General features: G+C 70.5%; 10 protein-coding genes and 2 tRNA genes. 8 read left to right on the top strand and 4 right to left on the bottom strand.

Going from position 1 to position 11,170, the window contains the following annotated elements:
• Positions 1-188: 188 nt before the first annotated feature.
• Positions 189-602: an SsgA family sporulation/cell division regulator gene (locus ABZ348_RS34160; RefSeq protein WP_003959770.1), complete on the bottom strand. Its 414-nt coding sequence runs from the start codon at positions 600-602 to the stop codon at positions 189-191.
• A gap of 190 nt (positions 603-792) precedes the next feature.
• Between ABZ348_RS34160 and ABZ348_RS34165 the strand changes: the two genes are divergently transcribed.
• On the top strand, positions 793-1,293 hold the full coding sequence (locus ABZ348_RS34165) for a TIGR02611 family protein (RefSeq protein WP_358939829.1): 501 nt from the start codon (positions 793-795) through the stop codon (positions 1,291-1,293).
• 55 nt (positions 1,294-1,348) lie between these two features.
• A tRNA-Val gene (locus ABZ348_RS34170) sits at positions 1,349-1,420 on the top strand.
• Between the two features lie 73 nt (positions 1,421-1,493).
• Here the strand turns inward: ABZ348_RS34170 and ABZ348_RS34175 are convergent.
• Positions 1,494-4,055 carry a hypothetical protein gene (locus ABZ348_RS34175; RefSeq protein ID WP_358939831.1) on the bottom strand — a complete coding sequence of 854 codons (2,562 nt, stop codon included), beginning with the start codon at positions 4,053-4,055 and terminating at the stop codon, positions 1,494-1,496.
• A gap of 102 nt (positions 4,056-4,157) precedes the next feature.
• Here ABZ348_RS34175 and ABZ348_RS34180 point away from each other — a divergent pair, with 102 nt between their 5' ends.
• The gene (locus ABZ348_RS34180) at positions 4,158-4,616 is read left to right on the top strand and encodes an SRPBCC family protein (protein WP_358939833.1); all 459 of its coding nucleotides are present in this window, start codon (positions 4,158-4,160) and stop codon (positions 4,614-4,616) included.
• A 59-nt stretch (positions 4,617-4,675) separates the two neighbouring features.
• Positions 4,676-4,747: transfer RNA gene (locus tag ABZ348_RS34185), tRNA-Val, on the top strand.
• Positions 4,748-4,820: 73 nt separating this feature from the next.
• On the opposite strand, the gene ABZ348_RS34190 is transcribed toward ABZ348_RS34185, so the two are convergent.
• Positions 4,821-5,546 (bottom strand): 3'-5' exonuclease, encoded by a 726-nt coding sequence (locus ABZ348_RS34190; RefSeq protein WP_358939834.1) that lies wholly within the window; start codon positions 5,544-5,546, stop codon positions 4,821-4,823.
• A 259-nt stretch (positions 5,547-5,805) separates the two neighbouring features.
• On the opposite strand from ABZ348_RS34190, the gene ABZ348_RS34195 reads away from it, so the two are divergent.
• The 3 genes from ABZ348_RS34195 (at position 5,806) to thrS (ending at position 9,713) form a co-directional block, all read left to right on the top strand.
• Positions 5,806-6,405: a DUF4365 domain-containing protein gene (locus ABZ348_RS34195; protein ID WP_358939836.1), complete on the top strand. Its 600-nt coding sequence runs from the start codon at positions 5,806-5,808 to the stop codon at positions 6,403-6,405.
• On the top strand, positions 6,405-7,652 hold the full coding sequence (locus ABZ348_RS34200; protein ID WP_358939838.1) for a hypothetical protein: 1,248 nt from the start codon (positions 6,405-6,407) through the stop codon (positions 7,650-7,652). Before ABZ348_RS34195 ends, ABZ348_RS34200 begins: the two co-directional genes overlap by 1 nt.
• Positions 7,653-7,736: 84 nt before the next feature.
• Complete coding sequence (gene thrS / locus ABZ348_RS34205) at positions 7,737-9,713, top strand: threonine--tRNA ligase (protein WP_358939839.1); 1,977 nt, start codon at positions 7,737-7,739, stop codon at positions 9,711-9,713.
• A gap of 28 nt (positions 9,714-9,741) precedes the next feature.
• Here thrS and ABZ348_RS34210 read toward each other — a convergent pair whose 3' ends face one another.
• Positions 9,742-10,422, bottom strand: a complete 681-nt coding sequence (locus ABZ348_RS34210; RefSeq protein WP_358939841.1) for a potassium channel family protein — start codon at positions 10,420-10,422, stop codon at positions 9,742-9,744.
• A 67-nt stretch (positions 10,423-10,489) separates the two neighbouring features.
• On the opposite strand from ABZ348_RS34210, the gene ABZ348_RS34215 reads away from it, so the two are divergent.
• Complete coding sequence (locus tag ABZ348_RS34215) at positions 10,490-11,047, top strand: HIT domain-containing protein (RefSeq protein WP_358939843.1); 558 nt, start codon at positions 10,490-10,492, stop codon at positions 11,045-11,047.
• The last annotated feature ends 123 nt before the right edge of the window (positions 11,048-11,170 follow it).

The following is an 11,170-nucleotide window of genomic DNA, read 5'->3' on the forward strand; positions in this document are numbered from 1 at the left end:
CCCCGCCCGGCACGCCCTGGGGGCGCTGGCCGCCGGCACCGTCGTCGGTGATCTCCAGGGTGACCCGGTCGGGCAGATAGAGACCGTGCTGGGATGCACGGTGACGGCGCCGATCCGATTGCCGTGGGGATGGTCCGCGCGGCGCCGTCTCCCCGAGTAGGACGGCGCCGTGCAGCTCTCGGCCTGGCTCAGCTCTCGGCCAGGATGTGGGAGAGCTCCGTGTCGAGGTCGAAGTGACGATGCTCGGTGCCGGGCGGCACCGCTGCGTCCGTTCGCTTCAGGAACGACTCCAGGGCCCGCGCCGGGGCTTCGAGCAGTGCTTCGCCCTCCGGGGAGCTCAGTGCGATACAGACGACGCCCTGGCCGTGACTGCGCGATGGCCAGACTCTGACGTCGCCCGTGCCGGTGGGCCTGTGCAGCCCCTCGGCGAGGAGGTCGCGGGCGAACACCCATTCGACCGTCTCTTCGGCTCCGGTGTGGAAGGTGGCGTGCACGGCATAGGGATCGGCCGTGTCATACCGCAGGCCCGCGGGTACAGGCAGTGAAGACTCGCTCGATACAACGAGGCGCAGGTGCAGCTCGCAGCTGACCGTGGTGTTCATAAGCGCCAGGGCCTTTCGCTCAGTGTGCGCTCGGGGATTCGCACGTCGGCGAAATCGACATGCCACCTACGGTGCCGTTGTAAACCCCTCTGAGCGATTTGGGTACCTTTAGGTACCTCGTATGGCGGAGTGATTCTTCGTTCCCTGGGACCATTCCGGTGACTCCGTAGAGTCCGGTAAGTTTGCTGCCATGAACACGGGGAGTAACGGTACGGAGGTCGCGGTGGCGGCTGAAGAGGGAAAGCCCGCTGACGGCGCGCAGGAGGCCGAGATCGAGGGCGGGACCGCGAAGGACGCAGAGGCGGAGGACACGACCGAGTCCCCCCTCGGCTCTCGCGCGCCCGATTTCATCAAGGCGCGCAGGACGCTGCACCTGAGCTGGCAGGTCGGTGTCTTCGTCGTGGGGCTCGCCGTGGTGGGTGCCGGCGCGGCGATGCTCGTGCTGCCCGGACCCGGCTGGCTCGTGATCTTCGCTGGCATGGCGATCTGGGCGACCGAGTTCGTGTGGGCCCAACTCGTCCTGCGGTGGACCAAGCGCAAGGTCAGCGAGGCCGCCCAGCGCGCCCTCGATCCGCGGGTGCGGCGCCGGAACATCATCTTGACCACGATCGGTGTGGTCATCTGTGCCGTGGCGGCCGGTGCCTACCTCTGGCAGTTCGGTCTGACCATGCCGTGGAAGATCGAGGAATGACCGTAAAACCGGTCGGGAGCGCCCGCTGACATGGGGTAATGTTTGCGGTGCGCCGGGGCGATTAGCTCAGTGGGAGAGCGCTTCGTTCACACCGAAGAGGTCACTGGTTCGAACCCAGTATCGCCCACCCGGATCGAAGGGCCCGGAGACTCGTTCAGAGTCTCCGGGCCCTTCGCGCGTCTTCCCCCCCCGGGGGGCCGTCAGCTCATGCGGCCGAGGCTTTCGCGCAGCTTGCGTGCCTCCCGCAGGCGCTGCTCGTAGGTGGCGCCGACGACCAGGAGCAGCAGGCCCGCGAGGGCCGGCGGCAGCCAGCGGGGGAGTGCGTCAACGGCCTGCACCACATAGGGCGCGAGTTCGTGGAGTGTCACCAGGGCCAGTACGGCCCCGCCGAGCACCAGCGGCGCCTGGAGCCGCTGGCGGGCGCCCACCAGGGTCACGACCAGGGCTGCCGTGCCCAGCAGCAGGGGGCGCAGCCAGTCGCCTTCGCCCCAGACCGCGAGCAGGCTCGGCACCATCGTCACGCTCAGTCCCGCCCCGTACGCGGTCCAGGAGGAGGTCTCGGGAACGTGCCGTCGCCGCAGCACGCCCAGCACGAGGGCGGGCAGCGTCACCGGCAGGGTGTACGCCTCCGGCACCGTGACGTCCGATGCGGCCAGCCGTACCCAGGTGGCCAGGAGGAAGAGTGCCGCGGCGCTCCAGCCGGCCGCCGTGCGGCGCTCCGCCCGTATCGCGGTACCGGCCGCGATGACTCCGCCGAGCGCGAGCACCAGGGCGACGGTCGGGGCGTGGTCCAGGGCGAGGACCAGCGCGACGACGCCCACGAAGGCCGCCGTGAGCTCCAGGGGAGCGGCGAGTGGGTGCGTGCGGAGTCGGGCCGTGAGCAGGGCCACCACGGCGGGCACGGCCAGCAGCGCCACCGCGGTTCGGTGGGGGGCCAGGTCGAGGGTCTCGGCCAGCGCGACCAGCAGTCCGCTGCCCAGCACGACGGCGATGGAGCCCGCGACCGCCCGCACGACGTGACCCGTCCGGGAGAGGACGGCGGCGGCGATGAACGCGGTGAGCAGGGTGCCCAGCACCGTGAAGGTGGCCGTCCGGGTCGCGAGGGCGAGCGCCGTCGTACTCGCGGTACCCACCAGTGCGCAGACCAGGGCGATCATCGGGGCGAGCGGTAGCGAACGGGCCGGTAGTCCTCGGCCGGAGGCCAGCGCCAGCAGGGCCACAACGAGTGCCGTCTGCCAGCCGACGGCCAGTGGATGGCCGGTGTCGAGGACGAAGGGCGCCATCGTCAGTGCCGCCCAGGCCAGGACGGCGGCGCCGCCGCTCGCCCAGGTGCGCAGATCGGCCGGGGATACCGTACGGACGGGTGCCACGCCTTCCGCCGGTCCGGTGCCCTTCGGTTCGCTGCCTTCCGGTCGTGTATCGGAACCCTCGTCGCCCTGCCGGACGCCTTGGCCTGTAGGAGCGCCCGTGGCGAGGGGCAGTCGTCGAGACACGGCGAGCAGGGCGCCCGCGAGCAGCACGAGCACCAGCGCGGTGGCGGCCCAGTTGGCGTCCGGCAGGTCCTCGCCCAGCGCGGCGCGCGCATCTGCGGGAGCACCTGCCCAGACGTCCGGGAGCACCGTGAGCGGGCCCGCGTACTGAAGCACCACGAGGGGCAGCGTCGACACCAGCGCGAGGGCCATGAGTGCGGCCGACGACGCGCTCAGTCCCCGCAGCAGATCGGCCGGCGTACGTGCTCCGAAGGCCGGCATCTGCACCGCGGAGAGCAGGGCGATCGCGCAGAGCAGATAGCCGGGCATCGCCCAGCCGTCGGGCACCGTCGCCGAGATCATCCCGCCGGAGGCGGCGATGAGTGCGAGCCCGGTCACCACGGCACACGGCAGCGCGGCCACGCGGACGCGCCACCCCGCGAGGAACGCCACCGCGCCGGCGAGCGTCAGCAGTGCGGCGGGTTCCACCGCATCGAGGGCGGATTCGGCCGCCAGCGATTCGAATCCGCCGATGAGGAGCGTGAGCGCGCCGCTGAGCACCGCGCCCACGGTCGCCGTCAGCCGTACGGACGGCCGGGCCACCAGGATCACGAGCGCGACATCGAGCGCAGCCGTGCCCAGGAGCGCCCAGCCCAGCGAGGGTGCGGGTGCGGAGTCCGCCGCGGCTCCGTTGACCGACCACAGCAGGAGCGGCAGTTGTGCGGCCACCACGGCCGCGGGCAGCGGGGTGTGCAGCTTCGGCAGCGCCGTTCCGTATCCCGTCCAGAGCGCCGCCAGCACGGCTGCGGCCCAGGCCGAGTAGGCGAGGCCGGACACCCCTGACAGGGCCACCGCGTACAGGGCGTAGGCGTCCAGCACCAGCAGCACCAGACCGAGCACCGCCAACGCCTCGGCCGTGGAGTCCAATCCGCGGCGCAGCAGGGCCGCGGGGACCAGCAGGGCCGCCGTGGTCACCACGGCGAGCACCGCCGAACGTCCGCCGATGCTCATGTCACCCCAGCTGACCACCGTGAACGCGATGGCGGCGATCGTCAGCAACAAACCGCCCAGGGTCAGCAGCACGTTCTGCACACCCGGGGGAGAGGTCTCAGGGCTCCGGGCGATCGGGGGTGCGGTCGCGGCCCAGGCACGGGGCACGGGCGGTTGGAGCACCGACACCAGATACGCCTTGCGCGCCAACAACTGGGTACGGCGGTGGTCCAGTTGCACCAGTTCGCGATCGATGAGGACGAGTTCTTCGGCTGGTGGCGGCGTCGGCGGAGCATTCTTCATGGTTCGCAGTGTGTCGCCGGCCACATCGCCGGGCATGGGCACGGATACTCAGATCGCACATGAGTACGCCCCTGTTCGACCGCATCGGAGTACGTGCGTCCCGTGAACTGGTTCCGGTACCGCTTCCACAGCGTCTGGGAGATCGACGCGCCGCCGGACGACGTCTACGCCGTGCTCTCCCGGGCCGAGGAGTATCCGCAGTGGTGGCCCCAGGTCCGTGCCGCGGTCCCCTTGGACGACGACACCGGGAGGGCCAGCATCCGCTCCTTCCTCCCCTACGAACTGCACGTCATCGCGGCCACCCGGCGGGCTGACCGGTCCGCGGGCGTACTGGAAGTTGCCCTCCACGGCGACCTGGAGGGATGGGCCCGCTGGACGGTCACCGGCCGGGGGCTGAGGGCCGCCGACGGCACCCGGGCCGTCTACGACCAGGAGGTCGAAGTGAGTAAACCCCTGATGCGGTGGCTCGCGCCGGTGGCCCGCCCGCTGTTCCGCGCCAACCACGCCGCGATGATGAGAGCGGGTCGCCGGGGTCTCGCCGCCCGCCTCGGCACCCGCTGACCCACCGCCGCGGGATTTGAAGGTGGGACGCCGGGGCCTGTATGGTTCAGTCCGTTCCCGGGCGATTAGCTCAGTGGGAGAGCGCTTCGTTCACACCGAAGAGGTCACTGGTTCGAACCCAGTATCGCCCACCGGGAAAAGCCGGTCCGTCCCCGACGGACCGGCTTTTGCGTTCCCCGACGCGAGCGCCCGCTCCGGTGGGGTTCAGGCGGCGGCGGATAGTTGGGGGCGCAGGGGCCAGGCCGGATCCACCGGCTCCGGCGTACCGCTGCGCGCGAACCACGCCTGCAACCCGCGCGCCTGCGCCGCGTGCCACACGGCCTGGAGCGTGTGCAGCTCCGGCGGCGACAACCGCTCCATCCGTGAACAGAACCTGCGGCCGACCGCCCGGGTCACCTCCAGTGCCGCCAGTGCGTCCGCCGCCGCGTCGTGCGCCCCCTCCAACTCCACCTCGTAGTGCGCGCACAGGTCCGTGAGCGTCCGCCGGCCCTTGCGGTAGCGGTCGAGGTGCTTGTCCAGCACCCGTGGATCGAGCACGCACAGCGGGACGTTCTCCAGATAGCGCGTGAGCGGAGCCGCCCGGTGCCGCCTCAGCTCCCGGTCGAGCATCGTCAGGTCGAACGGCGCGTTCATCACCACCAGGGGCCTGGCCGCGGCGCACTGCTCCGCCAGCGCCCGGGCGATCTCCTCCATCACCGGCGCCGGCCAACGGCCGTTGCGCTGGAGATGGTCATCGGTCAGCCCGTGCACGTCGATCGCCGAGCGCGGCACCGGAATACCGGGATTGATCAACCAGCGGGTGGTCCACGGCCGGGCACCCGCCGAGTCCTGCACCACCAGAGCGGCCGACACGATGCGGTCCTGCTCGACATCGATCCCCGTCGTCTCCGTGTCAAATGCGGCCATCGGGCCGTCGAACCAGAGCGTCATCCCCGAACTCCTCGCACATGACTGGCAGATGAGGGAATCCCCCTGCCGAATCCGTGATACCCGGGCTGTTTGCGCCGTACGCAGGGCGGTGACAACACACTTGACGGGGGAACGGACACCGGGAAGCAGGAGCCGACCGACGCCCCATCCGTAGCCCCCGCGAACATCCACGCCGTACGCAACCGACACCCGTGCGCCCCCACGTACGGACCCCCGCAGGCGGAGATCGGACGGCACATCCCGGAAGGCACCCAGAGCCATGGCGCTCCCGCAGCCCGAATACGGGGGAACCTCCCGCGCCCACGCCGGAGGTCTGCTGCCCCAGCCGCCGGCGCCGGTGCGCGGCGGGCTGGCCACCACCGCGTGCATGGAGACCCTCCAGGTGGCCTACCTCCACGCGGTCGCCGCCGCGGCCGGCTGCTCGCTCTCCCAACCCTTCCCCGACAACGGGATCGACTGGCACGTCAGCCACAGCTCCCCGGATCACGCCGTGGACGACGAGGTGACCATCAAGGTCCAGCTGAAGTCGACCTACCAACTCGCCCCGCGCCCCGGCTTCGCCCCGCGCCCCGACTTCCCGTTCACCCTCACCAACGACCACCTGGTGAAACTCGCCCGGACCCCCGTGTCCGTGCACAAGATCCTCGTCGTGATGATCGTCCCCCGGACCCAGGACGACTGGCTGCGCGCCGACCACGACCGACTCGATCTGCGGCACTGCTGTTACTGGATCAATCTGGCCGGCCACCCGATGACGGGTAGGCACAAGACCACCGTGCGCATCCCGACCTCACGGATCTTCGACGACCGGGCGCTCTGCGAGATCATGACGAGGGTGGGGGCGGGAGGGAGACCCTGATGCACCGGCCCCACGACGAGACCGTCCGACCACGTCCCCTGCACGAGGCCCGCGACGACTGGCACTCGGCCCACGGACCGAACCCGTCCCAGGTCGACCCCGTCGTCCTCGGCGCGCTGCTGGCCCGGCACGGCTGGCAGCGGCGCGGCGGAGCCCCGGGGAGGTACGCGCGCTGGACCCCGCCCGGTGCGCCCACGGGCTCCACCAGTCTGCTCGTACCGGAGAACCGCTCCTTCCCGGACTGCGAGGACCTGCTCGGCGAGGCGTTGACGGCACTCGCGCGCAGCGCGGCGCCCTCGGCGCAGGACGTCCTGGTCGGGCTCACCGTGCCCAGCGACGAGATCCGCTGGTGGCGCGATGTGCACGAAGGTCCGTCCGGCACCGCGTCGTGGATAGCCCAGGAGCAACTGCGCGCCGCCGCACGGCAGATGATGATGGCCGGCGCCCTCGCGACCCGGGGTCGGGCCGGCTACCACGGGGCGCGCCACCGCCGGGGCGCGCGGGCCTCCCTCGCCGGGGTCCTGGTGGGTCCCGCGCCGGGCGGTCGGGCGCTGACCGCCTTCGTACCGGTGGCGCAGGGGCGGGCCGTGACCGTTCGGCTGCACCAGGCGCTTCAGGCGGCCCGGGAGGCGACGGACTACCAGCGTGCCACCGGGCGGTTGGAGGCGTTCGACGCGGCGGTGCGGCTCGGGGTGAGCCGGGAGCTGACGGAGGCGCTCATCGCGCTGGTCAGGGGTTCCGAGGGGGCGCGGATTGCGTTGTCCTGGTCCCCGGCGGCCGGGGTGCCCGAAGGGTGCGGTACCGACCGTGAGCCGGTGGAGTTCTCGCCCGGGGACCTGCCCGCGCTACGGGCCGCGGGCGCCCGCTACCTCCATGACGAGCCGCCCATGCCGGTACGGCTGACGGGCACCGTGGTTCGGATGCGCCGACCGGGCCCGCGCGGTGCCGGGACGGTCAGGTTGCGGGTGCTGACGGGTGCCGACGTGCCGCACGTCCGGGTGGCCCTCGAAGAGGACTCGTACCGCACGGCCGGGCAGGCGCATCTGACGGGGCAGCCGATCAGGGTGGCCGGCCGGCTGGAGAGCCGCGGGGGGTTCCGGCGGCTCACCGACGCCTGCGACGTGGTCACCGTCCCCGTGGACGACGCCGAGCGGGACCGGCTGATGAAGGCGCTCAAGGCGAGCGGGGACGACCAGGACTTCCGGGCCGACGAGGACGACCTCGACGACCGGGCGGGCCGGGGGTAACCGTTTCGCGGGCGCCCCCTTTCGCTCGGTACGATTCAGGAGCGCCGTTTCCACGGGCGCACCCCCTGAAACGAGGAGAGACCGGTGTCAGACGTCCGTGTGATCATCCAACGCGATTCCGAGCGGGAAGAGCGCGTGGTGACGACGGGCACGACGGCGGCGGACCTGTTCGCCGGCGAGCGCACCGTGGTCGCCGCCCGCATCGCCGGTGAGCTGAAGGACCTGGCGTACGAGATCGAGGACGGCCAGGAGGTCGAGCCCGTCGAGATCTCCTCGCCGGACGGCCTGGACATCCTGCGCCACTCGACCGCGCACGTGATGGCCCAGGCCGTGCAGGAGCTGTTCCCGGAGGCCAAGCTCGGCATCGGCCCGCCGGTCAAGGACGGCTTCTACTACGACTTCGACGTCGCGAGGCCCTTCACGCCCGAGGACCTCAAGGCCGTCGAAAAGAAGATGCAGGAGATCCAGAAGCGGGGCCAGCGCTTCTCGCGCCGCGTGGTGACCGACGAGGACGCCCGTACGGAGCTCGCGGACGAGCCGTACAAGCTGGAGCTGATCGGGCTCAAGGGCTCGGCGTCCAGTGACGACGGGGCGAACGTCGAGGTGGGTGCCGGCGAGCTGACCATCTACGACAACCTGGACGCCAAGACAGGCGATCTGTGTTGGAAGGACCTGTGCCGCGGTCCGCACCTGCCGACCACGCGCAACATCCCGGCGTTCAAGCTGATGCGGAACGCCGCCGCGTACTGGCGGGGCAGCGAGAAGAACCCGATGCTCCAGCGGATCTACGGCACCGCCTGGCCCTCCAAGGAGGAGCTGAAGGCGCATCTGGACTTCCTCGTCGAGGCGGAGAAGCGCGACCACCGCAAGCTCGGCAGCGAGCTCGACCTGTTCTCCGTCCCGGACGAGATCGGCTCCGGTCTCGCCGTGTTCCACCCGCGCGGCGGCATCGTGCGCCGGGTCATGGAGGACTACTCGCGCAAGCGCCACGAGGAGGAGGGGTACGAGTTCGTCTACACCCCCCACGCCACCAAGGGCGCGCTGTTCGAGAAGAGCGGCCACCTGGACTGGTACGCCGAGGGCATGTACCCCCCCATGCAGCTCGACGGCGGCACGGACTACTACCTCAAGCCCATGAACTGCCCCATGCACAACCTGATCTTCGACGCCCGGGGCCGGTCCTACCGCGAACTGCCCCTGCGGCTGTTCGAGTTCGGCACGGTCTACCGGCACGAGAAGTCCGGCGTGGTCCACGGTCTGACCCGGGCCCGGGGCTTCACCCAGGACGACGCGCACATCTACTGCACCCGCGAGCAGATGGCGGACGAACTCGACCGCACGCTCACCTTCGTGCTGAACCTGCTCCGCGACTACGGACTGACCGACTTCTATCTGGAGCTGTCCACCAAGGACCCGGAGAAGTACGTCGGCTCGGACGAGACCTGGGAAGAGGCCACGGAGGTCCTGCGGCAGGTCGCCGAGAAGCAGGGACTTCCGCTCACCCCCGACCCGGGCGGCGCCGCCTTCTACGGTCCGAAGATCTCCGTGCAGGCGCGTGACGCCATCGGCCGGACCTGGCAGATGTCCACGGTCCAGCTGGACTTCAACCTGCCGGAGCGGTTCAACCTGGAGTACACCTCGCCGGACGGTTCGCGCCAGCAGCCGGTGATGATCCACCGGGCACTCTTCGGCTCGATCGAACGGTTCTTCGCCGTGCTGCTGGAGCACTACGCGGGAGCCATGCCGCCGTGGCTGGCGCCGGTGCAGGCGGTGGGCATCCCCATCGGCGACGCCCACGTCGAGTACCTCCAGGAGTTCGCCGCCGAGGCGAAGAAGAAGGGCCTGCGGGTCGAGGTCGACTCCTCGTCCGACCGGATGCAGAAGAAGATCAGGACCCAGCAGAAGCTCAAGGTCCCCTTCATGATCATCGTCGGGGACGAGGACATGAACGCGGGCACGGTCTCCTTCCGCTACCGCGACGGCTCCCAGGAGAACGGCATCCCCCGCGAGGAGGCCCTCGCCAAGCTGGTGAAGGTCGTCGAGGACCGCGCCCAGGTCTGACCCCACCGCCGACGGACGGCATAGGTCATCACGAAGCCCCCGGAGAGCCGCTCTCCGGGGGCTTCGTGTCGGCCTCCAGGGTGAACGTCTGGATCAACCACGACGAGAACGAACCCGTCACCGCCCCGAGGAGCGCCAACCCGCCGATCATCATCGCCACCGCGATCGTCCGCCCCAGGGCGGTCACCGGCGCCACATCGCCGTACCCCACCGTCGTCAGTGTCTCGCAGGTCCACCAGACCGAATCCCCGAAGGTCTTGATCGTTGCACTCGGAGCACCGCGTTCCTGTGCGTAGACGCTGAGCGCACCGGCGAACCCCAGCAGCACGGCCGACATGCCGGAGTACGCGATCACCCGGGCGTAGAGGGGCAGACGTGGCTGGGTGTCCGCGTGCCGGCGCTGGACCGACTCGTAGATCCGCACCATCCGCAGGGGCCGGAGCAGCGGCAACAGCACCACGATGCCGTCGAGCCCGTGTTTGCGGATGTAGACCGGCCCGTCACCGCTGAGTCGCCAGCGGACCGCGTAGTCCACGACGAACAGGGCCCACAGGGCGTAGACGAAGGCGAGGACGGTGTCCTGCCAGACCTCGGGCAGATCGACGGCGAGCACCCGCACCGCGTAGCAGCCGAGGAAGAGGACCGATGCCGCGAACAGCGGGATCTCCATGCGCTCGCGCCAGCGCTCCAGCCTCATCTCGTCTCTCATCGCCCCAGGATCGCCCTCACCCCGCCGGGCTTGCCCCCGGCGACACGCCGAGGACGTGCGAAGCCATATGCTGCACGACATGACGAGTGAGCCGGAGCAGCAGATCGGAGTGGGAACGCCCGACGCGTTCCAGCGCTTGTGGACACCGCACCGAATGGCGTACATCCAGGGTGAGAACAAGCCCACCGGGCCCGAAGCCGGCGATGGCTGCCCCTTCTGTGACATTCCGTCGAAGTCGGACGAGGACGGCCTGGTGATCGCCCGCGGCTCACACGTCTACGCCGTGCTGAACCTCTACCCGTACAACGGCGGTCATCTCATGGTGGTGCCGTTCCGGCATGTCGCCGACTACACCGAGTTGGACGGGGCGGAGACGGCTGAGCTGGCCCTCTTCACCCAGCGCGCCATGGTCGCGCTGCGGGCGGCGTCCGGCGCCCACGGCTTCAACATCGGGATGAACCAGGGAATGGCGGCGGGCGCGGGGATCGCAGCCCATCTCCACCAGCACGTCGTGCCGCGCTGGGGCGGGGACACCAACTTCATGCCGGTCGTCGGCCACACGAAGATCCTGCCGCAACTCCTCGCGGACACGCGGGCGATGTTGGCGAACGTCTGGCCCCGCTGATCCGACGACGATGTGCGAGACCCCCGTACCCGGCCGGGTACGGGGGCATGACTCAACCGCAGCCCGTTGCCCGGATCCCGGCCGATGCGCAGGGGGGAGGGGCCCGGCTCGGGATCGGACGAG

It is taken from the genome of Streptomyces sp. NPDC005963 (assembly GCF_040638655.1).
In the GTDB taxonomy this organism is placed as follows: Bacteria; Actinomycetota; Actinomycetes; order Streptomycetales; family Streptomycetaceae; genus Streptomyces.